Origin of the sequence: Bradyrhizobium cajani, assembly GCF_009759665.1 — a bacterium.
In the GTDB taxonomy this organism is placed as follows: Bacteria; Pseudomonadota; Alphaproteobacteria; order Rhizobiales; family Xanthobacteraceae; genus Bradyrhizobium; species Bradyrhizobium cajani.
This window is the reverse complement of the sequence record NZ_WQNE01000039.1, coordinates 40,176-65,249: the sequence shown is the minus strand read 5'-3', so window position 1 is coordinate 65,249 and position 25,074 is coordinate 40,176. Positions and strand designations below refer to the sequence as shown.

Annotated in this window: 22 protein-coding genes and 1 pseudogene; 10 read left to right on the top strand and 13 right to left on the bottom strand. The window is 64.8% G+C overall.

Annotation, left to right across the window (positions count from 1 at the left end; translation table 11 throughout):
* Both GPL20_RS39095 and GPL20_RS33025 read right to left on the bottom strand, forming a co-directional pair.
* On the bottom strand, positions 1-253 hold a 253-nt coding region (locus GPL20_RS39095), incomplete at its 3' end, for a hypothetical protein (protein WP_347340049.1).
* Between the two features lie 126 nt (positions 254-379).
* A pseudogene (locus GPL20_RS33025) lies at positions 380-881 on the bottom strand (GNAT family N-acetyltransferase).
* 146 nt (positions 882-1,027) lie between these two features.
* Between GPL20_RS33025 and GPL20_RS33020 the strand changes: the two are divergent.
* Together GPL20_RS33020 and GPL20_RS33015 are read left to right on the top strand one after the other, a co-directional pair.
* Entirely contained in the window at positions 1,028-1,417 is a 390-nt protein-coding gene (locus tag GPL20_RS33020) for a COG4315 family predicted lipoprotein (protein ID WP_167533322.1), read from the top strand.
* A 456-nt stretch (positions 1,418-1,873) separates the two neighbouring features.
* A complete protein-coding gene (locus tag GPL20_RS33015) occupies positions 1,874-2,365 on the top strand; it encodes a phasin (RefSeq protein ID WP_157335797.1) in 492 nt (163 codons plus the stop codon).
* A gap of 279 nt (positions 2,366-2,644) precedes the next feature.
* Here the strand turns inward: GPL20_RS33015 and GPL20_RS33010 are convergent, their stop codons facing one another.
* The 3 genes from GPL20_RS33010 to GPL20_RS33000 all read right to left on the bottom strand — a co-directional run bounded on the left by GPL20_RS33010 (position 2,645) and on the right by GPL20_RS33000 (position 5,500).
* On the bottom strand, positions 2,645-3,445 hold the full coding sequence (locus GPL20_RS33010) for a Crp/Fnr family transcriptional regulator (protein ID WP_157335795.1): 801 nt from the start codon (positions 3,443-3,445) through the stop codon (positions 2,645-2,647).
* 213 nt (positions 3,446-3,658) lie between these two features.
* Positions 3,659-4,792 carry a DJ-1/PfpI family protein gene (locus GPL20_RS33005; protein ID WP_157335794.1) on the bottom strand — a complete coding sequence of 378 codons (1,134 nt, stop codon included), beginning with the start codon at positions 4,790-4,792 and terminating at the stop codon, positions 3,659-3,661.
* 153 nt (positions 4,793-4,945) lie between these two features.
* Positions 4,946-5,500, bottom strand: a complete 555-nt coding sequence (locus tag GPL20_RS33000) for a PAS domain-containing protein (RefSeq protein ID WP_157335792.1) — start codon at positions 5,498-5,500, stop codon at positions 4,946-4,948.
* A 453-nt stretch (positions 5,501-5,953) separates the two neighbouring features.
* On the opposite strand from GPL20_RS33000, the gene GPL20_RS32995 reads away from it, so the two are divergent.
* Together GPL20_RS32995 and GPL20_RS32990 are read left to right on the top strand one after the other, a co-directional pair.
* Complete coding sequence (locus tag GPL20_RS32995; protein ID WP_157335790.1) at positions 5,954-6,772, top strand: rhomboid family intramembrane serine protease; 819 nt, start codon at positions 5,954-5,956, stop codon at positions 6,770-6,772.
* A 188-nt stretch (positions 6,773-6,960) separates the two neighbouring features.
* Entirely contained in the window at positions 6,961-7,389 is a 429-nt protein-coding gene (locus tag GPL20_RS32990; RefSeq protein WP_157335788.1) for a CBS domain-containing protein, read from the top strand.
* A 6-nt stretch (positions 7,390-7,395) separates the two neighbouring features.
* Here the strand turns inward: GPL20_RS32990 and GPL20_RS32985 are convergent, their stop codons facing one another.
* The gene (locus GPL20_RS32985; protein ID WP_254125080.1) at positions 7,396-8,436 is read right to left on the bottom strand and encodes a patatin-like phospholipase family protein; all 1,041 of its coding nucleotides are present in this window, start codon (positions 8,434-8,436) and stop codon (positions 7,396-7,398) included.
* Between the two features lie 249 nt (positions 8,437-8,685).
* Between GPL20_RS32985 and GPL20_RS32980 the strand changes: the two genes are divergently transcribed.
* The 3 genes from GPL20_RS32980 (at position 8,686) to GPL20_RS32970 (ending at position 13,303) form a co-directional block, all read left to right on the top strand.
* A complete protein-coding gene (locus GPL20_RS32980; RefSeq protein WP_157335786.1) occupies positions 8,686-9,759 on the top strand; it encodes a hypothetical protein in 1,074 nt (357 codons plus the stop codon).
* A gap of 352 nt (positions 9,760-10,111) precedes the next feature.
* Positions 10,112-10,345: a hypothetical protein gene (locus GPL20_RS39090; protein WP_254125082.1), complete on the top strand. Its 234-nt coding sequence runs from the start codon at positions 10,112-10,114 to the stop codon at positions 10,343-10,345.
* A gap of 495 nt (positions 10,346-10,840) precedes the next feature.
* Positions 10,841-13,303, top strand: a complete 2,463-nt coding sequence (locus GPL20_RS32970; protein ID WP_157335784.1) for a putative bifunctional diguanylate cyclase/phosphodiesterase — start codon at positions 10,841-10,843, stop codon at positions 13,301-13,303.
* Here the strand turns inward: GPL20_RS32970 and GPL20_RS32965 are convergent.
* The 5 genes from GPL20_RS32965 to thrS all read right to left on the bottom strand — a co-directional run bounded on the left by GPL20_RS32965 (position 13,289) and on the right by thrS (position 19,441).
* Entirely contained in the window at positions 13,289-14,560 is a 1,272-nt protein-coding gene (locus GPL20_RS32965; RefSeq protein ID WP_157335782.1) for a serine hydrolase domain-containing protein, read from the bottom strand. The genes GPL20_RS32970 and GPL20_RS32965 overlap by 15 nt on opposite strands.
* Positions 14,561-14,623: 63 nt before the next feature.
* Positions 14,624-15,187 carry a nitroreductase family protein gene (locus GPL20_RS32960; RefSeq protein ID WP_254125084.1) on the bottom strand — a complete coding sequence of 188 codons (564 nt, stop codon included), beginning with the start codon at positions 15,185-15,187 and terminating at the stop codon, positions 14,624-14,626.
* A 98-nt stretch (positions 15,188-15,285) separates the two neighbouring features.
* Positions 15,286-15,708 carry a hypothetical protein gene (locus GPL20_RS32955; protein WP_167533321.1) on the bottom strand — a complete coding sequence of 141 codons (423 nt, stop codon included), beginning with the start codon at positions 15,706-15,708 and terminating at the stop codon, positions 15,286-15,288.
* The gene (locus tag GPL20_RS32950; protein ID WP_157335812.1) at positions 15,674-17,167 is read right to left on the bottom strand and encodes a YadA family autotransporter adhesin; all 1,494 of its coding nucleotides are present in this window, start codon (positions 17,165-17,167) and stop codon (positions 15,674-15,676) included. The genes GPL20_RS32955 and GPL20_RS32950 overlap by 35 nt, the downstream gene beginning before the upstream one ends.
* Positions 17,168-17,398: 231 nt before the next feature.
* Complete coding sequence (thrS, locus tag GPL20_RS32945; RefSeq protein WP_157335778.1) at positions 17,399-19,441, bottom strand: threonine--tRNA ligase; 2,043 nt, start codon at positions 19,439-19,441, stop codon at positions 17,399-17,401.
* A 183-nt stretch (positions 19,442-19,624) separates the two neighbouring features.
* Here thrS and GPL20_RS32940 point away from each other — a divergent pair, with 183 nt between their 5' ends.
* Together GPL20_RS32940 and GPL20_RS32935 are read left to right on the top strand one after the other, a co-directional pair.
* Entirely contained in the window at positions 19,625-20,797 is a 1,173-nt protein-coding gene (locus tag GPL20_RS32940) for an MFS transporter (protein ID WP_157335777.1), read from the top strand.
* A gap of 89 nt (positions 20,798-20,886) precedes the next feature.
* Positions 20,887-21,276 carry a hypothetical protein gene (locus tag GPL20_RS32935; RefSeq protein ID WP_157335775.1) on the top strand — a complete coding sequence of 130 codons (390 nt, stop codon included), beginning with the start codon at positions 20,887-20,889 and terminating at the stop codon, positions 21,274-21,276.
* A 31-nt stretch (positions 21,277-21,307) separates the two neighbouring features.
* Here GPL20_RS32935 and GPL20_RS32930 read toward each other — a convergent pair whose 3' ends face one another.
* Positions 21,308-21,634: a GrlR family regulatory protein gene (locus tag GPL20_RS32930; RefSeq protein ID WP_212435249.1), complete on the bottom strand. Its 327-nt coding sequence runs from the start codon at positions 21,632-21,634 to the stop codon at positions 21,308-21,310.
* A gap of 422 nt (positions 21,635-22,056) precedes the next feature.
* Positions 22,057-23,379, bottom strand: a complete 1,323-nt coding sequence (locus GPL20_RS32925) for an alpha/beta hydrolase (protein ID WP_157335773.1) — start codon at positions 23,377-23,379, stop codon at positions 22,057-22,059.
* A 327-nt stretch (positions 23,380-23,706) separates the two neighbouring features.
* Between GPL20_RS32925 and GPL20_RS32920 the strand changes: the two genes are divergently transcribed.
* Positions 23,707-25,074 (top strand): APC family permease, encoded by a 1,368-nt coding sequence (locus GPL20_RS32920; protein ID WP_157335771.1) that lies wholly within the window; start codon positions 23,707-23,709, stop codon positions 25,072-25,074.

The following is a 25,074-nucleotide window of genomic DNA, read 5'->3' as shown; positions in this document are numbered from 1 at the left end:
CACCGGCATCGCGCATCGACGAACTGTAGCGGGGATCGATCTGCTTCATGTAGGTGGGCGAGGTATCATGGGTGAGGCGAACGACGCGTCGTCCGCCGCCCTGGCTCGGCGTCTCGACCAGGATGCCGCAGCCCTCGAAGAAGGCGAATTCGCAGCCGTACGTCCGGTACTGCGCAGCGTTGGCGCTGGTCGCGGTGAATGCGGTCGTCGCAACGAATGCAATCAAAGCAACTTTCGACAATGTGAGTTTCACGGAAATTCTCCAGTCTCGGTTCGGCGAGACCGGAACGGTCCGCACGGTTTCTTCGACGGAGGCTGGCTGAAGCCGGTTCGAGCGGGCGGCTTCACGCCCGCGTGAGCCACGACCGGGGGAGGGACGTTACGCCGCAGTGAGGTCGCGGAGCATGTAGGTCGCGCCTTTCGCCGTACGATGCGAGCTTCGCGCTCAGCTCCGCATCTGCCGTGACGGGCCGAAAACAGAAACCCTCCCACAGCGGCCGCGTGCCGTAGACCGACACCAGCGCGAGTGCCGCGAGGCCTGACGCGCGCGCCAGCTGCTCGATCGCTGCGACGTAAGCACGCGCAACGCCACCGCGGGAGCGGGGCAGCACCGCGATATCGTGCAGATAGAGACAGTCCGCATCATCGGGCAATCGTTCGAGGAAGTCGTCGAGCGCTGGGATCCGACGCTGCGTCCAGGGATGCGCGAACCCGTAGCCGACGATCTCTTCGTCCGCGGCGAGCACACGGCAGCCATCCGGACAAAGCCGCATCTTCTCCGCGAGCACCTCGGGGCGTTCGGGGAGATCAGGATGGATGCGCGCCGCGATCGCGCTGATCGTGGGCAGATCCGATGCGCGGGCGCAATGCGGCTTGCTCATCTCGGTCCGTCGTTACGTCTCGGTCATCCCAGTTTATTCCGCAGCGGCGATGCGCGCAGCGAAAAATATCCTTGCCGGCGTCTCGGGAATACCACGCGCCGCGCGGCGTCCTACCCATGCAAGCCAATTGCATCACAGGAGACATCATGACGACATCCTCGATCCGCTTCGCGCTCACGCTCGCCGCATCGCTCGCGATCATTCCCGCCGCCTTGGCGGCGCCTCCGACCAAGACCGGCAAGTCCGACAAGGGCATGGTGCTCACCGACGCCAAGGGCATGACGCTCTACACCTTCGACAAGGACGCCGACGGCAAGTCGGCCTGCAACGGTCCGTGTGCGACGAACTGGCCGGTGCTGAAGGCCGAAGCCGGCGATGCCGCCGGCGACGGCTACACCATCATCACGCGCGACGACGGCTCCAGGCAATGGGCCTACAAGGGCAAGCCGCTCTACACCTTCGCCAAGGACCAGAAGCCCGGCGACATCACCGGCGACGGCTTTCTGAACGGTGCCTGGCATCTGGCGATGCCGTAAGCGGTCAACGCGCCGCAGGAATGCGGGGGGTGGCGCCCGATATTGAGGAGACGCCACCCGTCTCGTGCCCGGACGCAGCGCCATGTTGGCGATGCGAAGTATCGTTCAATGCGGTGCGCTGCAGAGCGGCCCCGAGGCTACGTGCGCCGGCGTCTCTTAACGGCTCGCCGCGGCTGATCTCAAGTTGGCGGGCACAATTGCGACAACTTTAACGAAGTGGAAGCGCCGCCTGCGCCGCTTCGTCGCATGAATCGAATTTATTCAAGTTGAGAGTCCGAAAGCGAACCGAAGCTTCGACTTTCGTTGGTCATAGTTGGCTCAGGCAGGGGCGACAGCAGCACATCCGCAGCAGCATCCCTTCACCTTGAGAGTAGAGGCACTGGTTTCCCGGTGCAGCTGCAGCGGGGAGCGTCTGGAAGTCTTCAATCCATTATCTGGTTTCGCGTGAAAGGATGAATGACAGTGAATGATGCCAATGTGAAAGCCGAGACGAATGCCACCGCGCTGAATGCGACGGCGGATGGCGATGCAAAGCTCAAGTTCGACATGCCGTTCCTCAACCTGCAGGCGGTCTTCGGCGACGTCGCGGAGCAAGGCGCCGCGCGGGCCAAAGCCAATTTCGAGCAGATGAAGGCGGCGTCCGACGAGATCGCCGAGGCTCTGCGCGAAGCCTGTTCCACCAATGCGAAGCGTGCCGCCGACTACGGCACCAAGGTCATCGAAATATCACACATCAATACCGGCTCCGCGCTGGAATTCCTGTCCCAGCTTGCGGATGCGAGGTCGTTTGCGGATGTCGTGAATCTCTCCACCACCCACAGCCGCAAGACCTTCGAGGCGGCTTCCGGCCAAAATCGGGAGCTTTGGGACCTTGCCCGGAAGGTCGCAACCGAGACGGCCGAGCCGATCAGGAAGAGCTTCAACCGGGTTCTGCATAGGGCTGCTTGAATCGAAGCGACCGGCCGCGTGGATCGGCTGGACGAGCGTCTTCGCCAGAAGAGACGCAGTCCAGCCGATGGCGGCCCATCCCTCGCCGTGAGGCGACGCCAAGCTGGAGGACATCAGGATGGGTATGTTGATGATCAAGTGTCCCGAGACGGGAAGCGCCATTCCGACAGGTATCGAGATGGATGGCGAAAGGTTTCGATGCAGTGCCGTGTTCTTTTCGCGCACCTATTGCAGGATTTGCGCGGTGACGCACGAGTGGTTCGCCAAGGAGGCCTGGGTCTACGAATCCGTCCTGGCAAAGGGGAAGTCCGGGGGCGGGCAGTCGTTCGGCGCCGGCGCGGCGTGAAGCATGCGGACGGCATCCTGCGAAACGATCCGGTCGATCCTGCGGCTCATCAGCTTGTAGCACTCGCATGCGACGGCTTCCAACCGTAGCCTGTCGATCTCGACCTGGCCGCGCCGACTGGATTTCACCGCCCGCGATGCGCGAAGGCTGCTCAGGACTTGCGTGACAGTCGTCCGCCGGACGCCGAGCAATTCCGACAGCGTCTCCTGCGTCAGGGGCAGGACGTCACCGCCATCCGTCCGATCGTGAATGTGAAGCAGCCAGCGGGCCAGGCGGGCTTCGACGGAATGCAGCGCATTGCAGGCCGCGACGTGCTGGAATTGGGTCAGCAGCGCCCTGGTGAGAATCTGAACCGCACCGGCAATGGCGGGCCTGCGAAGGAGTATGGCATGAAATCGCGCGGGCGAGATCTGCAGTGCGGTGCCGGCGACGCGGACGACCGCCGTCATGGGTGAGCGGGCAGGGCCGAGCGCGGACATGAGGCCGACGGCGCCGTCGTTGCCAATGACGGCGGTTGCGGCCGTCTGTCCGTTCGGCAACTCCATGATGAAGGCGATCGCGCCGCTGCAGGGGAAATAAAGGTGTTCGATCCGATCACCCGACCGGACCAGTACTGCGTCGTGTGGAAGAGGCACTTTCCGCAGATACGGTGCAAGCACAGCGAGGTCAGCCGGCGGCAACGCAGCTAACAGGCGATTGCCTACTCTGGTACCAACTCTGGTCGCGTGCTCCATCACGGGAATCGCCCCTCGACGGAGGCCCGGCGGTTAGCAACCGCATCCTCTCCGAGCCGACCCGCGTCACCGCGCAGATGTATTGCCACGGCTGATTGGCAAACGCCTTGTAGCAGGGTTGGGTTCCAACGACGGATCACAAGCCCCTGCGCAAGGCGCCGGCGCGTCGCTCATGTCGATGCAGCGACACATCGGGCCGCGCATCGCGGTCTGCTATCTCGGATATTCGAGTTGCATCGCCACGAAATCGGCCGTGCGCGGTCCGTAGCGCGAGTCGATGGCACGTAGAGTCTGGTCCAGGGCCTGCGCCGGCGGCAGTGCGACCGCGGCCGGCAGTGTCTGCTTCGCCGGCCAATCTGCTGCGATCCTGTCCGGCAGGATGCGGAGCCCGCCGCGGCTCGGCTGCGCCTCCGCCGTGGCGGCGAAGGTGAGGGGACGCGCGCGATAGGTGCGCGCCCACGCATCGGCGATCAGCGCCAGCGAAACCTCGTCGATGCCCGGCGTCAGCGCGATTCCGAGCTGCTCGCGGTTCCAGAACGCGAGCGTGTTCGCGATCGCCGTGAGCGCAAACGGCCGCGTGAACTGAAACGCGTCGCTGCGGTGGCGCGCATCCCATTCGACGAGGCCGATGTCGCGGGCGACCGCCTCCGCCTTGGCGCGGCCCGCGATCGTCTCGATGAGGGTGAGGGCCATCGGCATGGACGCGGTGATGCCGGTGGTCGTTGCGACGCCCTGGTCGACGACCAGTCGGCGGTCCGCCGCATAGCGGATCGCCGCATGCTTCTGGAGATCGCGCACGGAGTACCAGTGCGTCGTGGCCCGCTTGCCGTCGAGCAGCCCGGTGTTGGCGACGACCGTGGCGCCGACGCAGACGCCGATCACGATCGCGCCCTTGCCAGCCTGGCTCCTGATCCATTGCAGGGCGACCGCGTCGTCGTCGCGGCTCATCGCGGGCACGATGACGTAGTCGGCGCCATCGGGGTGGGTGGCATCGAACTCGGCGATGGTCGCGTGCGGCTGCACCTTCAGCGCGGGATAGAGCGTGACGGGCCCGGGCTGTGTCACCAATGTGAGGACGTCGGCGACATCGGCGCGCGCCAGGATGCCGTAGGGCATCAGATAGTCGGTGGTCTCGCTCATGTCGTTGATGCCGATGATGGCGATCAGCGGGCGTTTGCGCTTCGGCGGCTTCAGCGCGGCAAGCATTGCCGCGGACTCCTCTCGGGATATTGCAGGCGCGGTTCCGCGTGACGGCTGGTCCGGCAGCATGAACAGCCAGGTTCCGCCGATCGTCGCGAACAGCGCCAGGCAACCGAGGCCGCTCCACACCAGAATGCGCCAGCTCATGATGATGTCACCCGATCCTCGTCGCTTCACGCGATGCGGAAGCTATCCGCTCGCAACGACATCGGGAATGGCGCAAATCCGGCAAAAACGGCCATGCCATGCGCGGTCAATGTGTCGCGCGGCCGATCGTTGCCGCACGCGGAGTTGCGAGGCCTAGCGTAGCCCCTCATACACCATCAACCCGCGTGCGATCTGCAATTTGCGGATCGCGCGCGGCAGCAGTTTCTCGGGCTGGTGCAGATAGCGCCAGGAGGTGAGGGTGAACGGTCCAAGCGCGCCGCATTCGTCGTCGAACGGTGCCAGCACGCCGGTGACGCTGACGGGCGTGTGGGGGCGGGCGTTGAAGGGCAGCAGCAGCAGCTCCAGATAGGCCTTGCTGCCGTCCTCGCGCGCAGCGGTGATGCCGGCGATCGCACCTAGCGTCTCGTCGGCGACAATGGTCGTGATCTCCTCGATCTCGCTGCGACTCGCCTCCGTGAACAGCGCCGCAAAGCTCGCGTCCTTGAGGTCGCAGCCGGCGAGGGCGCAGACGCGCGTGCCTGCGACGCGGAACGGAAAGCCGAGCTTCGGCTCGCAGGACAGCACGAAGATGTCACCGAGCAGGCCGCGGACCGCGGCCGGATCGATGTCGGCCCGATCAGGGGCCCGCGCCGTGCCGCGCTTCTTGTCCCAGTACGCGAAGAATTCGCGGCTCGACGGATGTTTCATGACTGAACGCTTGCCCCGGGGCGCAACCGTGCGGGACAAACCTGTCCCGCTTCAGCGCACCCACGATCCCTTTCGTTGTTGTGCAGGAGGGGATTTGCAGCGTCCATGCCGCACGGGCGTTTTCGCCCCGGTCGGGGCCGCCTTTACGCCGTTAACGTTAAGTTAACTATGCGCTTTGCCCGGGCAGCTGCCCTGTTATGGTGATCGCGGTCGCAAGCCTCGCCGCTTTCTTCTAGGTTCTCGGCGAGGCCTGTACACGGGCGTCAAACAGTTTGGTCGCGGGCCGCGGGGAGGGGTGGGGATACACCTTATTCCCAGGGGTACCGGAAGGCCGACACGGACGGGGAGGGCTTTCCCAGGGCCCTCCCTTTTCCTTTTGTGCACTTGCGCGAGGCCGGCAAAGGCGACTATCTCCAAGCTGTCGCTCCGATCGCGTCTGAAAGCGAAGCTGCCTTGGATTCCCCGCAAGATTCGTCGCCGCAGGATTCTCCGGTTCTGCCGGCCGTCAGTGAAGAGGCTCCGCGCGAGCCGATCCTGACGCTGCCCGTGGCGTTGACCGCCTATATCGTCCTGCTCGCCGTGATCCATCTGCGGGTGCTGCTGCCGCCGGAGATCGAGAACTGGACCATCGACGTCTTCGGCTTCATCCCGAAGCGCTACGATTCCTCGCTGCTCAATTTGCAGATCCCGGGCGGGGCGGGTGCGAAGGTCTGGACCTTCGTCACCTATTCGCTGCTGCACGCCAATCTGACCCATCTCGGCTTCAACGTGCTGTGGCTGCTGCCGTTCGGCAGCGCGCTGGCGCGGCGCTTTGGCGCCATCAGGTTCTTCGTGTTCCTGGCGGTGACCGCGGCGGCCGGCGCGCTCGCCCATCTCGTCACCCATGAGCATGCGGTGGCGCCGATGATCGGCGCCTCGGCCTCGGTGTCGGGGGCGATGGCGGCGGCGATCCGTTTCGCCTTCGTGCGCGGCAGCTTCCTGTCGTTCAGCCGCTCGGATGCCGATACCGCCGCAAAGGTTCCGGCACTGCCGCTGTCGCGCGCGCTGCGCGACGGGCGGGTGGTCGGCTTCCTCGCGGTCTGGTTCGGCGTCAACATCATCTTCGGCGTCGGTGCGATTGGGGTCGACGCCGAGACCACGAGCGTCGCCTGGCAGGCCCATATCGGCGGCTTCTTCGCAGGCCTGTTGCTGTTCGCTTTGTTTGATCCCGTGCCGCGCGTGCGAAGCGATGTTGCGGATGCGTCATCACAGGACGTTTCAGATCGTATTTGAAGCGGCGCTTGCGGCGCCGCCCGAATTCATCCATCATTCCTTAGAAGAATGTTCCGAAGCGACAGGCCGCTAGCGGCGATGCTTCGCCAAGCGCACGAGCGTGAAATCGGCGCTGAAACTGTTAGTTGAAGACTCGCGAACAAGTCCGGACCGCTCAAAGGCGGACGGCTCCGATTCAGGAGGCGACAATGACGGTACGTTCCATTCTCAACACCAAGGGCCATCAGATCATGAGCGTCGAACCCGACGCCAAGCTGTCGGCTGCGGTGAAGCTGCTGGGCGAGAAGAAGATCGGCGCGGTGCTGGTGATGGACCAGAGCCGGCTGGAAGGCATCCTGTCGGAGCGTGACATCGTCCGCGTGCTGGGCGAGCGCGGCGCCGGCGTGCTGGAGGAGCCGGTCACCCAAGTCATGACCCGCAAGGTCGTGACCTGCAAGGAGACCGACACGGTCGCCGAGCTCATGGAGACCATGACCACCGGCAAGTTCCGCCATCTGCCCGTCATCGAGAATGGCAAGGTGGTCGGCCTGATCTCGATCGGCGACATCGTCAAGCGCCGCGTCCAGGAATACGAGTCCGAGCAGGAAGCCCTGCGCGATTACATCAAGACGGCCTGACCGGCCTCACTCGTTTGCCGTCGGTGCGGCGCCCTCGGGCGCCGGCGCCAGCACGTGGATCGCTTCCTGGATCGAGTCCAGCGCGCGCTCGGCGGCGCGCACGCCGTGCCCGATCAGGTCCTCGGCGCGGTGGAAGTCGAACCAGCCGTACTGGCCGACCCGTGGCGTGATCAACAGATCGGGCGGATCGCCGGCGAGGCGGGCGCGGGTGATGCGGTCCTGCATGATGTTGAAGGCATCGACCATCACCGAAGAGATGCCGGGCCGGCCGCCACCGCCGAAGAACTCGCGCTTCACGGTCTTCTCGGGCGAGAACAGACGCGGAAACCGCCGCTTGGCGGTCGTCTCCGCGGCCTCGGGCGCGACCGGCTGCGGCATCGCGCCGTGCGAATAGATCGTCGTGGAATGGGTGAAGATGTCGCTGGAAAGATTTGCGGCGATGACGATTTCCGCGCCGAGCGCGCGGGCGGCCGAGACCGGCACCGGATTCACCAGCGCGCCGTCGACCAGCCAGCGGTCGCCAATCAGGACCGGTGAAAATATCCCCGGCAGGGCATAGGAGGCGCGCATCGCGTCGACCACGCGGCCGCGCGTCAGCCAGATCTCGTGGCCGGTGCGGACCTCGGTCGCGACGGCGGCGAACTTGATGCCGAGGTCCTCGATCGAGGTCCGGCCGATCGCCTCCTCGAGCCGGGTGGCCAGCTTCTCGCCGCCGATCAGGCCGGAGCCGTTGAGGCGGATGTCGAGATAGCCGAGGATATTGCGCACGCCTTGCAGGCTGCGTCCCCAATCCTCCAGCGTATCGAGCTGCCCGGTCGCGTAGGCACCGCCGACCACGGCGCCGATCGAGGTGCCGACCACGACGTCCGGCACAATGCCGTTGGCAAGCAGGGTCCTCAGGATCCCGATATGGGCGAAGCCGCGCGCCGCGCCGCCGCCGAGTGCGAGGCCAATGACCGGCCGGCGGATGCTGCCCAAGCCGACTTTCTCGCCAACTTTCTCGCCATTGGAGCCGTTCGCGCCCCGACCCTTCAACATGTCCAGCACCGAAACTCTCCTCCGCCCGTGCCAGCCCCAATCATCAGACTAGCATCGCGCCTGCACTCCGCCAGAACCGGGGCGAAGCATGGTTTATGCCGCTTTGGAAAGGGCACGGGGCAGGAGTATGGCGATGGACGGTTGCCTCGAGGCTAATCACGCAGGCGTCAACCGGGTTCCAAACGACCGTATTCGGCCGGTATTTCTTGGGGTTCCTGAGGCTTGAATTTGCCGCGTTTTCGGTGAAAAGCAGGAGGCATGACACGCGGGGGTGACGGCATCATCGGATGGCGGCGCAGCGGCAGGCTGCTGCCGGCGCTGGTCCTTGCTGCGTGCCTCCTGACATCGGGCCAAAATGCTGCGCTGGCGCAGCTTTTCTCCGATCGTCCGCCGCCCGTGCCGCCCGCATCGGTGCCCGACCCCGGTGGCGCCGTCAGCCTCGCGCCGCCCTCCGGCCCGGGCGCCGGCCCGCCGAGCCTGCCGCCGACCCTGATGCAGCCGGCGACGCCCAGCATGCCGCCCCCCGCCGTCACGACCGTACCACCGGCAGCCCCGCTCAACGCGGCCGTGCCCGGCCAGGGCGTGCTGTCGCTGACCGCAAAATACGGCAAGGATTCTCCCGCGATCACCAGCGGTCTGGTCTGGCGCGTGTTCGCCGACCGTCCCGACGAGAACGGCACCTTCAAGCTGATCCGCGAGGACCGCAACGCCACGCCCAACATCGTGCTGCCGCCGGGCAATTACGTCGTGCACGTCGCCTTCGGGCTCGTCAGCGCGGTGCGCACCGTCAGCCTGAAGGCCGAGACCGACCGCGAATCCTTCGTGCTGCCGGCCGGCGGCCTGCGCATCGAGGGCCGTGTCGGCACCAGCCGCATTCCGCAGAACCAGATCTCGTTCGCGATCTACAAGGGCAGCCAGTTCGAATCCGGCGAGCGCGCCTCGCTGGTGCCCAACGTCGCCGCCGGCGACGTCGTGCTGATCCCGGAGGGCACCTACTACATCGTCTCGAACTATGGCGACGCCAATTCGGTGGTGCGCTCGGACATCCGTGTCCAGGCCGGCAAGCTCACCGACGTCACCATCACCCACCGCGCCGCCGTCATCACGCTCAAGCTCGTCAGCGACAGGGGCGGCGAGGCGCTCGCCAACACCGCCTGGTCGGTGCTGACGCCCGGCGGCGACGTCATCAAGGAATCGATCGGCGCGTTCCCGCGCGTCGTGCTCTCCGAAGGCGAATACCGCGCCATCGCCAAGAACGAGGGCAAGGTCTACGAGCGCGGCTTCAACGTCGTCAACGGCGTAGACGGCGAAGTCGAGGTCGTCGCGCGCTAGCGGTGCCGTCCGGTCCTCGGCGGCAGACTGCCAGACGTTGGACTTGCATGCGGCTCAGTAGTTCTCATCCGGCGCACGAGCATGCCATCTCTGGTTACCTCTGCTGTCGTGCGTGCGAGCAAGCAGAGCCGCGCCTGTGTTCTGACTTGAATACCTCTGTCAGCGCTATCATGCTGCATTCGCGAGGGGCGGGAAAACACCGGTGCGATCGGCTTATTCCCAAAGCGTCGCGACTTCGTCACAGCCGGCGCAAGATACTTGTTTCCGATAATCAATTTTATTCTCTTTCCAGTCTGCTGCGTTATATGTCGGGCATCCGTCTAATGGGGGAGGCCGGAGCAGGGCGTATGCCGTGCGAGACCGGCAGGAGCAGGGGACCAAGCCCGTCGGCATGTTCGAAGTGATCCTCACCAGGCGCAAGCGGTTTGGCTGGCGGTGGCAAGTGTGCGACCAGTCCGGCAAGATATTTGCCGATGGCTTCGAGCGCACGCGGCCGTCCGCCAAATATCATGGCGAGCGCGCATTGTTCTTCCTGTTGTCGCAGGCCTATCTGCGCAATCGCTCCGCGGCGTCCAGCAAGGACTAGCCGAGCGCGCAGCTCCGTAGCCTGGGTGAGCGGAGCGATACCCGGGACGGTGCCGGCAAGGATCCCGGATGGCCGAAAATATTCCACTCTACCGAAATTCGGAAACGGCGCAATTGTCGCCTCACTCCGTCCCAAAGCCCAAAGGAAGAGGGGTGAAAGCGCGACGCCGTCGACCCCACACTCCGTCATTGCGAGCGCAGCGAAGCAATCCAGAAATGTATCCGCGGAGAGACTCTGGATTGCTTCGCTGCGCTCGCAATGACGATGCTGATACAGGTGCGGACCCAAACTCTGCTCTCGTGCCCCGGACGCAGCGCCGGGGCCCATATTGCAAAGCAGTGCCTTCGCTCAACCGTCATAGTCTCTAACGCCCGCTAACCAACGCCTGACTTAAAACTGTCATAATCGCCGAATGGAACCCGCGCCTGCGTCCTTTTTACACGCCATTAAGCGCCGCTGCATTGGATGGCGCGGGATAGTGCGTTGGGGACTGCCATGACTGCCGCGAAGAAAGTGTCGGGAAAACCGGCCACCGAAATGTTTGACGATATCCCGGTGCTTCAGCGCAAATGGCGTGCCGCGTTGAAGCCGGGTGAACGGCTGCCGCGCTACGAGGACGTGATGCTCGGCAGCCTCGGCCGGCTCGCCGACCACATCGCGCTGCTCCGGGGTGACGGCGCGCTCGAACTGTCGCGCAGCGGACGTTACGTGCAGAAATGGCTGGGCGAGGAGCGCTGGGACATTCCCGTCTCGGAGCTGTCGCCCGACTGCGCCACGGCGCTGTCGGAAGCGGCAGCGAGCGCGCTTGCGAACGGACGCCCGCACCAGGCGAGTGCGCACTGCGTGCGCGACGGCATGGTCAGGACCTACGACGTGCTGGCGCTGCCGACTGCTTCGCGTTGGGGGGCCACCTTGATCGGCGCCTATGTCAACGAGCGTGGCGTACAATACAATCTGCTCGACGCGATCTTCTCGTCGACCGATGATGCGGTGGTCTCGCTGGCGACGCTGCGCGACGCCGGCGGCAAGCCGTTCGATCTTCAGGTCGTGCACCACAACAAGAGCGCGGGCGCGCTGCTGAAGGTCGCGAACGAGGCCCTCCAATGGCGGCGGATCCGCGAGGGGAATACCCTGCTGGCCGCACCCGAGATCATGGAATTCCTCCTCAAGGCCGTCTCCGGCGGCCGCGGCGAGCAGCTCGAGATCGAGAGCGACGGACGAAACCTCCGGCTGAGCGCCACCGCCTTCGCCGACGTGGTCTCGCTGACGATCTCCGATGTCACCGCGTTGAAGCGGCGCGACGCCTCGTTCCGCCTGCTGTTCGACAACAACCCGATGCCGATGTGGGTGTTCGACGCCGAGACCAAGCAGTTTCTCAGCGTCAACGACTCTGCGGTCCAGCATTACGGTTACAGCCGCGTCACCTTCCTGCGCATGAAGCTGCACGAGATCTGGCCGCAGGACGAATGGGACAGCCACGCCGAGGCGCTCGAACGCCTCGGCGACACCTATCATTCCTCGCGCAACTGGCGGCATCTGCGCGCCGACGGCAGCGAGATCGAGGTGCTGACCTTCGGCCGCCGCGTCGCCTTCGATGATCGCGATGGCTATCTGGTCGCCGTGGTCGACATCACCGAGCGGCGCAAGGCCGAGGCGCGGATCGCCCACATGGCCCATCATGACGGGCTCACCGACCTGCCGAACCGCGAATATTTCCAGGAGCGTCTGAAGCAGGCGCTCGACCAGGCCGGCGGCAAGCGGGTCGGCGTGCTCTACATCGACCTCGACCTGTTCAAGAACATCAACGATTCCTTCGGGCATCCGGCCGGCGACCGCTTGTTGAAGCAGGTTGCCGAGCGTCTGACCACGGCGGTCCGCGGCGCCAATCTCGCGGCCCGGCTGGGCGGCGACGAGTTCGCCGTGATCCTGGCGGCCGACGTCTCGCCGAACGAGGCCAGCGCCTGCGCAACCCTGCTGATCGACATGCTGAAGGCGCCGTATCAGCTCGATGGCCAGGAAATGGTGATCGGCGCCAGCATCGGCATCGCGCTGTCGCCCGGCGACGGCCTGACGTCGGAGGAGTTGATGCGCAATGCCGACATGGCGCTGTACCGGGCGAAGTCCGACGGCGGCGGCGTGCACCATTTCTTCGAGCGCGAGATGGACCTCCAGGCGCAGAAGCGTCGCGACATGGAGCTCGATCTGCGCCATGCGTTCGCCAATGGCGAGTTCGAGCTGCACTACCAGCCGCTGGTGTCGATCGCCTCGGACCGCATCTCCGGCTTCGAGTCGCTGCTGCGCTGGCGTCATCCCGACAAGGGCATGATCTCGCCGGCGGAGTTCATTCCGGTCGCGGAAGACATCGGGCTGATCTCTCAGCTCGGCGAATGGGTGCTGCGCGAGGCCTGCGCCGAAGCGGTGAAATGGCCGGGCGACATCAAGGTCGCGGTGAATCTGTCGCCGGCGCAGTTCCGCAGCCGCAATCTGGTTCAGGTCGTGATTTCCGCTCTGGCGCAGTCCGGCCTGTCGCCGAAACGGCTCGAGCTCGAGATCACCGAGTCGATCTTCCTCGCCGAGACCGATGCCAATCTCGCCACGCTGCATCAGTTGCGCGAACTCGGCGTCGGCATCTCCATGGACGATTTCGGCACGGGCTATTCGAGCCTCAGCTATCTCCGCAGCTTCCCCTTCGACAAGATCAAGATCGACCGCTCCTTCGTCAAGGACCTGGCGCAGCGGCCCGACTGCGGCGCGATCGTGCGCGCGATCTCCGGGCTCGGCCGCAGCCTCAACATCACCACGACGGCGGAAGGGGTCGAGACCGAGGATCAGCTCGACTGGCTGCGTGCCGAGGGCTGCAACGAGGTGCAGGGCTTCCTGTTCAGCGCGGCGCGGCCCGCCGCCGAGATTGCAAAGCTGCTCGCCGATTTCGGCCAGCGCGCCTCACGGGCGGCGTAGCCCCTCCGGATAGCAATCGTAGACCAGCGCCTTGAACGCGGGCGTGATGCGGCTGCGCTCGTTCTGGGTCTGCTGCATCATGAGGTAGACCATGTCGAGCTTGGGATCGACGCCGAAATAGGTGCCGCTGCCACTGTCCCATTTCAACTCGCCGAGCGAGCCCGGCGGCGGCGGCTTCGCGTTGCCGGGATCGGTGCGCACCGCAAGGCCATAGCCATAGCCGAAGCCGTCGCCCGGGAAGTAGAAATAGTCGCGTCCGACGCCGGAGCCTGGCCCGATGTGATCGGTCGTCATGGCCTTGTACGCAGCAGGGCTCAGATAGCGCTTGCCGTCGAACTCGCCGCCGTTGAGCAGCATCTGCGAGAAGCGCTGATAGTCGGTGATGGTCGAGAGCAGCCCGCCGCCGCCCGACTGCCATTCGGGATGGTCAAGGCGCTCGCGCTCGGCGGCGAGCAGGATGAAATCGTTCGGTAACGGCCGCGCCATCCGCGCCAGCTCGTCCTCCGTCGCCAGCACGAATTTGGTGCTGCTCATGCCGAGCGGATCGAAGATGCGCGCTTTCAGGAATTCATACAGCGTCTGGCCCGAGATGATCTCGATGACGGCGCCGAGGACATCGGTCGAATGGCCATATCGCCACAACGTTCCCGGCTGCCGCGCCAGCGGCAGCTTGGCGATGCGATCGGCAAATTCCCTGTTGTTGAAGGCACCTTCGAAAATGTTGGCGGCCTTGTAGGCCTGCTCGACCCATTTGCCGCCGATATAATCGTAGCTGATGCCCGAGGTGTGGCGCAGCAGATCCTCGATGTTGACGGGACGGACCGGCGGCACGAGCTCAAGCTCCAGCTTGCCGTCCGGGTTGGTGATCTCGAGACCCACCTTGGTGTCGGCAAAGAGCGGGACGTATTTCGACACGGGATCGGCGAGCGCGAGCTTGCCCTCGTCGATCAGCATCATCGCGCCCAGACAGGTGATCGGCTTGGTCATCGAATGGATGGCGAAGATGGTGTCGGGCGTCATGGCGAGGCCGGTCCTGACGTCGCGTACGCCGAAGGTCTTCAGATAGACCGGCTTGCCGTGCCGCTGGACCAGGATCACGGCGCCCGGCAGCCGGCCGCTCGACACCTCGTTGTCGAAATACGCCGTGATGCGATCGAGCCCCTCTGACGACGGGGCAGGAATGTCGGGGGCGGCGCGGCCCCGCGCCATGGTGCCGGCGAGCATCGCGGCTCCGAGCAGAAATTCACGCCGTCTCATCCGGGCTTCCTCCCTCGCAGGGATCAAAGCCGCAAGATATTCAGGGCGTCAACACGACATCGATTAAAATCGCGTCACGATTTCCGAAAGGAACGGTCGCGGACGGTCTTCGCTCGGTTTGGTCGGCGTGCCGATGTGGACGAAGCCGGCGAGCTTCTCGTCCGGCTTGAGGCCGAGCCCGTCCAGCACGTCGCGATCGAAGGCGAACCAGCCGGTCAGCCAGCAGGCGCCGTAACCGAGTGCGGTGGCGGCGGTGACGATGTTCATGGCGCTGGCGCCCGCCGACAATTCCTGTTCGAAGGCCGGCACCTTCGGATGGGGCCTGGTGAAGCTGACGACGCCGATCACCAGCGGCGCATCGGTGAGACGCTTACGTTCGGTCTCGACGTCGGCCGCGGGCGCGCCGGGATTCTTGCGGGCGAAGACCTTCGCGATCACCTCGCCGGCGCGCTGACGGGCGTCGCCCTCGAAGATGATGAAGCGCCAGGGCGTCAGCTTGCCGTGGTCCGGCACGCGTGCGCCGATGGTGAGGATGGTCTCGAGCTCGGCGGGGGAGGGACCGGGGCCAGTCATCTCGCGCGGCTTGACCGAGCGGCGGGTCTTCAGGAGTTCGATGGCGTCGGGCACTGGCGTCTCTCTCATGGAACCAATGGAGCACCGCATAGCATGCGATCCTGCCGGCCACGAGCCTGAACGGGCTCGTTTAGACCGATTGTGATCGCTGCCTATTTGCGCTTCGCGGGCGCAGCGACCGCTGGCGCGCCCGGCATGCAGTTGATGCTGCCTATTCCGTTCGGGCCGTATTGCACGAAACCCGTTGCCGTCGTCGGCGAATGCGGCACCGAGATCGGCAGATACAGATAGCAGATGGTGCCGTCGACCGGATCGCGCAAGCGCTGGACCACCGTATCCTGGAGCGGGCCGGCGAACTGCCGTTCCAATTGCATGCGCGGGAGTCTGGCCCATTCGCCCGATGGCTGGAATTGTTGCTGCGGCGTAGGCGCGGGCTGTGGCGGTTGTTGTGGCTGTTGCGCGACGACGGGATGGGGGCCGAGCACGACTGCAGCGAGCATGACGGCCGGGAAATGAAGCTTCATCTGCCGCATTTCAACGTCAGAACTCGACGGCCATGCCGGCGCGGCCGACATGCTCGCTGCCGCCGCCGTTGGAATAGCCGCCGAACACCACCGTCGGCAGACCCCAGTTGAGGCGATGCGAGATGCCGATCCCGACGCCCGACTGGCCGCGATAGTAGCCGGTATTGACGGCGACCGTGGTCTTGCCCGGTGCCGATGGCATCAGCGTCGGGGCCGCCGATACTGCTGCGACGATACCCCGCCGCGCCTCCTGCTGGTTGGCGGTGATTTGGGTTTGCAGGCTGCCGATCTGCGACTGGAAGCCGGCCACGGTCGACTGCAACTGCCCGACATTGACGGCGTCGGTCGCATTGATCCCGGCCGCGACATTGGTGAGCCGGCGCTCATTGCCGGCCGAGCCGAACGATACGGTGTTGGCGACGGTGTTGGTCGAACCCGAGCCGATCGCAACCGAATTTGCTGCGGTCGCCGAAGCATTGGTGCCGAGCGCGGCCGAGTTCGTGCCTGTCGCGACCGCGCCGTCGCCGAACGCCGCGCCGCCATTGCTGGCGGTGGCCGCAGCGCCGACCGCGACGGAGCCGGCCGCCACCGCACCCGCGCCGATCGCGATCGCATTGGTGCCGGTCGAGGCCGAGTTCAGGCCGATGGCGATGGATCCGGTTGCGGTCGCCTGCGCGTTGCCGCCGATGGCGACCGCATCCGTCCCGGATGCAGTCGCGGCCGTAGCCGTGCTGTTGACCTTCACGTACTGGCTTGCGGAAGACAGCCCGCTGGTGAGCGCGGCGTTCACGGCGGAGAACGCACTCGCGGCGTTGTCGTAGGCCGTGCCCTGGATGGTGTAGCTCGGCGCGACGAGCTGGCCGCTGGCATCGAGCGTGGTGCCGAACGCGGCGGCGACGCGCTGGTTGGCGGTGTAGAGCTGGCCACCATTGACCGCGTCCGTCGAGCCGGAGGCGATGGTGCCATTGGCGAGGTTGACGAGCTTGCGCTCGGCGCCGACCTTGCCGATCGAGACTGTGTTTTCAATGTTGGCAATAGAGCCGGTGCCCAAGGCTACCGAATCCGAAGCCGATGCGTTCGCATAAGCGCCGAGTGCGACGGAACTACTGCCGGTGGCGTAGCTCAAGTACCCGAATGCGGTGGCAAAGTCGCTGGTCGCAGCGGCCTGTGAGCCCACAGCGCTCGCCTGATCACCGCCTGCGTAGGCCCTGATGCCGAAAGCCGATGCCTGGTCGCCCTCGGCACGGGCCCAGTTACCTACGGCCGTGGCGCCGCCTTTCGTTGCAAAGCTGTATGAGCCGATCGCCGTCGCTGCGTCAATGGACGCTCCTGCATTGGCGTGGGAAAAGTAGCCGCAGGCAAGCGATTCTGAGCCGGTCGCGGACTCCGACGAGTGGGCTCCGCAGACATATTGGGCATGGACAGGGCTCGTGATCGCGACCAAGGCGATCACGAGGCTGCCCAACAGTGCACGTAGGCCGCTTCGAGGCGTATCGGTTTCGGGAAGCATGGACAATGATGACGCGTTCAGCGCCACCTCTGCACCCCCAATTCATGGGGCATATTTCCGGAAGCCGACGAGGTAACTGCAGAAATTTGAGTCGGTTGCTCGATCCGGCCACGCTACGCAACCATCCGCACCTCGCCGCTGCGAAGTTGTTCCTCCACTTTTGCAGAAGGCGCGGAGAAGGCCGAGTGCACACAAGGCGGCGCGCACTCGGCACTGGCGGTGACATGAACGCTAGGCAGCCCCGCGCATCCGCTTCACATCGGGCGGGGTCGCTTCATCGACCAGCGCGGCAATAGCCTCCGCGGTCGTCATCACCTTCTGGCCGTCGCTGCCGAGGCGGCGAACCGAGACCGAATGCGTCTCGGCCTCCTTCTTGCCGACCACGAGCAGCGCCGGGATCTTGGCCAGCGAGTGCTCGCGGACCTTGTAGTTGATCTTCTCGTTGCGCAGGTCGATCTCGACCCGCAAGCCCGCGCGCCGCGCCTGCTCCATGACCACCTTGGCGTATTCGTCGCCTTCCGAGGTGATGGTGGTGACCACAGCCTGCACCGGCGAGAGCCAGAGCGGGAAGTTGCCGGCATAGTGCTCGATCAGGATGCCGATGTAGCGCTCCATCGAGCCGCAGATCGCACGATGCACCATCACCGGCGGCTTCTTGCCGCCGTCATGATCGATGTAGAACGCGCCGAACCGCTCCGGCAGGTTGAAGTCGACCTGCGTGGTGCCGCACTGCCAGTCGCGGCCGATGGCGTCGCGCAGTACATATTCGAACTTCGGCCCGTAGAAGGCGCCTTCGCCGGGATTGATCTCGGTCTTGATGTGGTTGTTCTGCGTCTGGATCTCGCGCAGCACGGTCGCCATCACGCGCTCGGCGTGATCCCACATCTCGTCGGTGCCGACGCGTTTCTCCGGCCGGGTCGAGAGCTTCACGGTGAGATCGCCGGTGAAGCCGAAGTCGGCGTAGGTCGACAGGATCAGGTCGTTGATCTTCAGGCACTCATCCGCGAGCTGATCCTCGGTGCAGAAGATGTGCGCATCGTCCTGGGTGAAGCCGCGGACGCGCATCAGCCCGTGCATGGCGCCGGACGGCTCATAGCGATGCACCACGCCGAACTCGGCGAGACGCAAGGGAAGATCGCGGTAGCTCTTCAGGCCATGTTTGAAGATCTGCACGTGACCCGGACAGTTCATCGGCTTCAGCGCGAACCATCGCTTGTCCTCGGCCTCGTCGCCGGCCGACTGCGCCGCGAACATGTTCTCGCGGTACCAGCCCCAATGGCCCGAAGTCTCCCACAGCACCTTGTCGAGGATCTGCGGCGCGTTGACCTCGCTGTAGTCGCCGGTCAGGCGACGCCGCATATAGGCGATGAGCTGCTGGAAGATGGTCCAGCCCTTGGGGTGCCAGAACACGACGCCCGGGCCTTCCTCCTGGAAATGGAAGAGGTCGAGTTCGCGCCCGAGCTTGCGGTGGTCGCGCTTCTCGGCTTCCTCGATCTGCTTGAGGTAGGCGTCGAGGTCCTCCTGCTTGGCGAAGGCGGTGCCGTAGATGCGGGTCAGCATCGGGTTGTTGGAATCGCCGCGCCAATAGGCCCCGGCCACCTTCATCAGCTTGAAGGCGTTGCCGACCTTGCCGGTCGAGGTCATGTGCGGGCCGCGGCAGAGATCGAACCAGTCGCCCTGGTAGTAGATCTTGATCGGCTCGTTGCCGGGAATGGCGTCGACCAGCTCGACCTTGAAGGCCTCGCCCTTGTCGCGGAACACCTGCTTGGTCTTCTCGCGGTCCCAGACTTCCTTGGTGAAGGGTTTGTCGCGCGCGATGATCTCGCGCATCTTCTTCTCGATCGCGGCGAAGTCTTCCGGGGTGAACGGCTCGTTGCGGAAGAAGTCGTAGTAGAAGCCGTTCTCGATCACCGGGCCGATGGTGACCTGGGTGCCCGGCCACAGCGTCTGCACGGCTTCGGCAAGCACATGCGCGCAGTCGTGGCGGATCAATTCGAGCGCGCGCGGATCGTCGCGGTTGATGAGCTCGATCCTGGCGTCGGCTTCGATGGGATCGTCGAGGTCGGCGACGACGCCGTCGAGTGCCATCGCCACCGTGCGCTTGGCCAGCGACGGCGAGATGCCCTTGGCGATCTCGAGGCCGGTGATGCTCTTGTCATATTGGCGCTGGGCGCCGTCGGGGAAGGTGAGGGTGACCTTGGCGGCGGGGGTCACGGGTTTCAGATTGCTGAGGGAGTATTGGAAGCCGGACTCGGATTTGGGCTGGTCGGACATTGCTTTCTCCTGAGGCTCACTCCTGCGAACGAGCGCAGGTAAGCGGGAACGAGCGATATATCAGGCGATTCGGCCTGCGCAATCCGGCAATTCCAAGAAAATCGGCGCAGAAAGCGGCCGCACGTACGAACTATTTCGCAAAGGCCCTTTCATTGGCTGGACCTCTCTTCTACATGCAGGTGCATGGAAAACGCACGCGCCCCCCGTTTTGCGCCAACCGCCCTGATGCTCGGCAATATCGTCACCGGCTGCTCGGTGCTGGCGCCGGCGGGCATGCTGCCGGAATTGTCGGCTGGGCTCGGCGTCAGTATCCATGCGGCGGGGCTCTTGATCACCTTCGGCGCGGTCACGCTTTGCATCGGCTCGCCGCTGACGGCGTGGCTCACGAGCCGCATCGAACGGCGGCTGCTGCTTGCGACGACGCTGGCCGTGCTTGCCCTCGGCAATCTCGCCTCGGCCTTCGCGCCCGATTACGCCAGCCTCCTCGTCATCCGTCTGGTGATGCTCGCGGTCGGCGCGCTGTACACGCCGCAGGCCGCCGGAACGGCGGCGCTGATCGTGCCGGCCGGGCGGCGCGGCAGCACGATTGCCTATATCTTCCTCGGCTGGTCGCTCGCTGCCGCCGTCGGCCTTCCGCTGATCACGTTCATCGCCAGCCGCTACGGCTGGCGCGCGGCCTATGGCGAGATCGGCGCGCTCGGCTGTGTCAGCTTCCTGTTGCTGCTGTTGCGTCTGCCGGCGGGCCTGAAGGGCGTGCCGGTGGATCTCAAGACCTGGGCGGAGGTCGGCCGCAGCAGGACGGTCCTGCTCCTGCTTGCGATCACCATGCTGCAAATGTCGGGGCAGTTCGTGATCTTCACCTTCATGGGGCCGCTGCTCAAGAAGCTCACCGATGCCGGCCCCGATGCGATCGGCATGGTGTTCGCTCTCTACGGCGTCTGCGGCTTCCTCGGCGTTGCCACCGCCACACGCATCGTCGACACCCGGGGAGCCTATCGCACCTCGCTGCTCTTCACCTGCCTGCTGCTTGCGGGCATCACGGGCTGGGCATTTGGCGCCGGCACATTTGTGCTGATGGCGATCGCGGTCGCGATCTGGGGCCTTGGCTTTGCCTCGACCAATTCGATGCAGCAGGTGCGGCTCGTCGCGGCCGCGCCGCCGCTCGCATCGGCGACCGTCGCGCTCAACACCTCGGTCCTCTATATCGGCCAGGCGGTCGGCTCCGCCATCGGCGGACTGTTGTTCGCTCGCGAGCATCTGCATACGCTCGGCTTCGTGGCGGTCGGTTTCGTCGTGCTGGCGCTGATCCTGGTGGTCCTGACCCGGCCCCGGCCGACGGCTGCCGCCATGGCCTGAAGCCCGCGTTTCCTGTGCGCAAGGTGCTGGCAAACCGTGCGTGAGGGCGCTAGAAGGCCGGACATGGGGACCAAAGAGAGTTGATTGAGATGAGGATGATTCTGGCGGTTGCCGCTGTGCTCTATTCAGCCTCCGCGTTTGCGCAAGCCGACAAGCCACCGATGGTGGGGGACAAGCCGCTGGTGCAGGTCAAGCCCAAGGGAGCCAAGGAGGGAACCAAGGAGGCCGCGGCCAAGCCTGCTGCGGCGCCGAAGGGCAAGCCGCAATCGATCGCAGCGCGGCTTCAGGCGTGCCTCGACATCGATGACGGCACCAAGGACCGTCTCAACTGCTACGATGCCGTGATCCCGCCGGCGCCGAAGCCGAAGCCGGCGAAAGCCAAGGGCTACGCGGATTGCCGGTTCTTCAAGGAAGAGGACGAACGGCTCGCCTGCTTCAACGGCTTCGCCGAGAGCATTCCGAAGCTGCCCAAGACCTGATGTTGGCCAGTTGACGTTGACCCGCTGATGCTCAGTCGCTGATCCGGCCCAGCACGGCCCTGAAGGCAACGCCCGGCGCTTGCAGCGCGGTGCCTTCGAATTCCGCCGTGTCGCCGTCCTCGCGGCCGCTGAGCGTCAGCGTGATCCTGTCGTTTCCGAACAGCGGCCTGAAGGCTGGATCGTCGTTGTAGCGCTCGGTCGAAATCTTGACCTTGATGCTGTCGCCATCGCCCGTATAGGTGCCGATGAAGGCGAACGCGGAATTGCCGCCGCGCATCTTGCCATCGGTCACGTAAACGACGCCGCAGCCGGTCCCGTGAACCGTGTGGAAGTCGACCTTATACAGTCCCTGACGCACTGCCTGTCCCCGCAGAATTCCAATTCAACTCGGCCGGCAAGTTATGATCGTTGCGAGCGGAAGCAATCCGGTCGCTTGCGGGGATCTCGGCCATCAACATCACATTTTGATCAAGGCCTGAGACAATTTCAGGCAGCGGAGCCAGATACCGGCTGGTGCTATACGCGCAGCCTAAAGCGCGATGTGCTTGGGATGAATCGTCATCGCGCTTTAGGTTTATTGTTTGAGCATGATCTCCGCGCAAACGCGTTCCGCGTTTGTCGCGAGGGAAAATCGCTTCACACTTTGCGCTAAAGCGCGATGAGATTAGGATGAACCGTCATCGCGCTTTAGGTCGTTGTTTGAGCATGATCTTTTCGGAAAACCGCTGCGCACTTTTCCGGATCATGCTTTAGCGCGCCCCCTCGGGTCCGGATCATGTTCTAGCGGCTCGATGCGGATGGATTGGTGGAAGCCACGCGCGTGAGCGCGAGCGATGGCGTTGCCGACATCTTCACCAGGACGTCCTTCAGGGGATCCCGTGTCCAGGCGCGGGTCACATAATCACGATGTGTGATGCCGTCGCCGGTCTCCACGAACACCACGCTGCCGGGATGCAGTGGCCCGTCCATGTCCTCGGCGACGCTGATGCCCTTCTGCCGCAGCATGCTCATCAGCTCGCGGTCGCGTCGCGCGGTATAGCGGGTGTAGGAGCTGACGAAGAAGCCGGAGCGGTGGTTCTCGATCCAGGAGGCGAACTTGTCCATTTCGCCATAGACCGCGTCGAGCAGCACGACGCCGCGAACGCGGTCGCTGATGCCGCCGACTTCCAGGCTCCATGCCGTCGGCAGGAAGCCGCCGCTATAGCCGACGATGACGATCGGCATGTTGGCGAAGGCGCGGGCACTGTTGGGATCGCCGGTCAGGCGGGCGAGGTGATTGGCCGACTCCTCCATGAAGCGCTTGAGGCCGCCCGCCTGCCAGAACTTGCCGGCACTGGAATCGGCGGCATCCACCGCCATCTGCGGCGCAAGCAGGACGGCATTGGCGCCGGAATCGGTGATCTGTTTCGGCACCAGCTGCCGGTCGCGCACGTCGCGCTCGAGCGTGGCGCCGTTGCCGTGGAAGAAGACCACGATCACGCCCGGCTTGCGGACGTCGAAATGCTCGGGGACGTGCACCAGCACGCGGCTGTCGCTGTAGGTTTCGTCCTGCCAGTAGACGCGCCCCGAATAGCTGCGGTGGCCGCGGCGGTCGCCCTTGGAGATGTTGAGGAAGGGTGCATCGGAGGCGGGGTTGTTGCCGAAATAGGGGAAGGCCGAGGACTTCATGCTGACAAGGGTGGTCAGGTCCTCACGGGACGGACGCTTGTAGGGGACCTGCGGTTCGAGCGAGGCCACCTTGTAGGACGCCTGCTCCGGCTGTGGCTGCTGCACGGCGCGCTTGGGCGAGAAGTCCGACATCTGCCGTTGCAGGAAACTCTCGCTCGCCGAAGGGAAGCGCTCCTTGAATTGCGGGGCAGGGAAGCGATCCTCGAACGTGTCGCCGCTCGCGACTTGGGTGCGGGTCTTGGCGACGACCTGCACATTGGCCTGCGAGTTTGCCGCGAGCGTTGCCGGATCGGGTGCCCTGCCGCATTGAACCAGCGTCAGCGACAACGGCACCAACGCTGAGATCAGACCGACCCGGAGCGCACGACCATGCGCGTCGGCCGTTATCCGGTCAGCGCGCGGGTCTGCTTTCACTTTCGGAACGGCCCCGACCATCCACCCATGACCCAAGTCATGTCCACAAGCCCAGCGGCGATATTTGAGCTAATTGAGCCGACTGGCGTTTAGGTGACGTTAAGCGTCCGGAGAAACTTCCCCACATCCGGAACGCTCAAGAGGACCATGCAATCGTGTCCTGATTGTGGGAGAGGGGAGCGGGGTTCTCCGGTGTTTGCGTAGCCTTATTGCCCAGGGGAGTGCATAAGTGGTGCTAAGATACCTAGTGCGCCTGCCTCATTTAACCCTTGTTAACCCTACTTGAATTGACTGATTAATCTGCACGATGCTTCCCATGAGGCGCGACGCCTGAGGTTAAGGACCCAGATGACGGCATCAGATGCGGGTACTGCGCCCTGGATTAGCCGGTTGATCGGGAGCGGGTCCGGGGTTTCTGTTTTGGTCGCAACCGCCATCGTCGTTGCCGACATGATCGGGGTTGGCGTCTTCACCAGCCTCGGCTTCCAGGTCAAGGACATCCCGTCGGGCTTTTCGATCCTGTTGCTGTGGACGGTCGGCGGCATCGTCGCGCTGTGCGGGGTGTTCTCCTATAGCGAACTGGGTGCGATGTTTCCGCGCTCGAGCGGTGAGTACAATTTCCTCGGCCGCGCCTATCATCCCGCCTTCGGCTTTCTCGCCGGCTGGGTCTCGGCAACGGTTGGCTTCGCGGCGCCCGTTGCGCTCGCCGCAATGGCGTTCGGCGAATACGCCAAATCGGTCGTCCCCGATCTGCCGCCGATCCCGCTCGCCATCGGGGTGGTGTGGCTGGTCTCGCTCGTGCAACTGACCGGAGTCAGGCACTCCTCGACTTTCCAGTTGATCGCGACCATCTTGAAGGTCGTGCTGATCGTGGCCTTCCTGGTTGCCGGCTTCATCATCGGTGTGCCGCAGCCGATCGCCTTCACGCCGCAGGCCGGCGACCTCGCGCACATCGTCAGCGCGCCCTTCGCGATCGGCCTCGTCTTCGTGATGTACTCGTTCTCGGGCTGGAATGCCGCGACCTACATCATCGGCGAAATGAACATGCCGCAGCGGGACCTGCCGCGCGCGCTGCTCGCGGGCACGCTGATCGTGCTCGTCCTGTACGTCGCGCTGAACGCGGTGTTCCTCTATTCCACGCCGGTCGGCGCGCTGGCTGGCCAGATCGATGTCGCAAGCGTCGCCGGCAGCGCCATCTTCGGCAGCCTGGGCGGCAGGATCGTCGGTGCGATGATCTGCGTCGGCCTGATCTCGTCGATCAGCGCGATGATGTGGATCGGACCGCGTGTGATGATGACGATGGGCGAGGACATTCCGGCCCTGCGCGTGTTCTCGCAGAGATCGAGGAGCGGCGCGCCGGCCTATGCCATCCTGTTTCAGCTCGCGGTCGCAAACCTGCTGCTGTTCACGCGCAGCTTCGAGGCGGTGCTCGACTTCATCCAGTTCGCGCTGCTGTTCTGCTCCTTCTTCACCGTCACCGGCGTGATCAAGCTGCGCATCACCGATCCCGATCTGCCGCGGCCCTACCGCGCCTGGGGATACCCGTTCACGCCGCTCGTTTTCCTGCTCGTGACCGCATTCATGATGTTCTACCTTCTGACCGAGCGTCCGATGCAGTCGCTCTCGGGGATGCTCGTCATGCTCTCTGGCTTGTTGATTTATGCCGTTTTCCGCAGGCGGCCGGTTGCCGCTGCCACGTCAGCACATCGCGAATAA

Excerpts from the sequence above, each read along its gene's own strand:
- GPL20_RS33005 (WP_157335794.1), bottom strand. The coding sequence starts at position 4,792 with ATGAGCTGGCGCATTCTGGTGTGGAGCGGCCTCGGTTGCCTGGCGCTG.
- GPL20_RS32925 (WP_157335773.1), bottom strand. The coding sequence starts at position 23,379 with ATGGTCGGGGCCGTTCCGAAAGTGAAAGCAGACCCGCGCGCTGACCGG.
- GPL20_RS32965 (WP_157335782.1), bottom strand. The coding sequence starts at position 14,560 with ATGAGACGGCGTGAATTTCTGCTCGGAGCCGCGATGCTCGCCGGCACC.
- GPL20_RS32970 (WP_157335784.1), top strand. The coding sequence starts at position 10,841 with ATGACTGCCGCGAAGAAAGTGTCGGGAAAACCGGCCACCGAAATGTTT.
- GPL20_RS32990 (WP_157335788.1), top strand. The coding sequence starts at position 6,961 with ATGACGGTACGTTCCATTCTCAACACCAAGGGCCATCAGATCATGAGC.
- GPL20_RS32980 (WP_157335786.1), top strand. The coding sequence starts at position 8,686 with ATGACACGCGGGGGTGACGGCATCATCGGATGGCGGCGCAGCGGCAGG.
- GPL20_RS33010 (WP_157335795.1), bottom strand. The coding sequence starts at position 3,445 with ATGGAGCACGCGACCAGAGTTGGTACCAGAGTAGGCAATCGCCTGTTA.
- GPL20_RS32950 (WP_157335812.1), bottom strand. The coding sequence starts at position 17,167 with ATGCTTCCCGAAACCGATACGCCTCGAAGCGGCCTACGTGCACTGTTG.
- GPL20_RS32920 (WP_157335771.1), top strand. The coding sequence starts at position 23,707 with ATGACGGCATCAGATGCGGGTACTGCGCCCTGGATTAGCCGGTTGATC.
- GPL20_RS32935 (WP_157335775.1), top strand. The coding sequence starts at position 20,887 with ATGAGGATGATTCTGGCGGTTGCCGCTGTGCTCTATTCAGCCTCCGCG.
- thrS (WP_157335778.1), bottom strand. The coding sequence starts at position 19,441 with ATGTCCGACCAGCCCAAATCCGAGTCCGGCTTCCAATACTCCCTCAGC.
- GPL20_RS33000 (WP_157335792.1), bottom strand. The coding sequence starts at position 5,500 with ATGAAACATCCGTCGAGCCGCGAATTCTTCGCGTACTGGGACAAGAAG.
- GPL20_RS32955 (WP_167533321.1), bottom strand. The coding sequence starts at position 15,708 with ATGTCGGCCGCGCCGGCATGGCCGTCGAGTTCTGACGTTGAAATGCGG.
- GPL20_RS33015 (WP_157335797.1), top strand. The coding sequence starts at position 1,874 with ATGACAGTGAATGATGCCAATGTGAAAGCCGAGACGAATGCCACCGCG.
- GPL20_RS32940 (WP_157335777.1), top strand. The coding sequence starts at position 19,625 with ATGGAAAACGCACGCGCCCCCCGTTTTGCGCCAACCGCCCTGATGCTC.
- GPL20_RS33020 (WP_167533322.1), top strand. The coding sequence starts at position 1,028 with ATGACGACATCCTCGATCCGCTTCGCGCTCACGCTCGCCGCATCGCTC.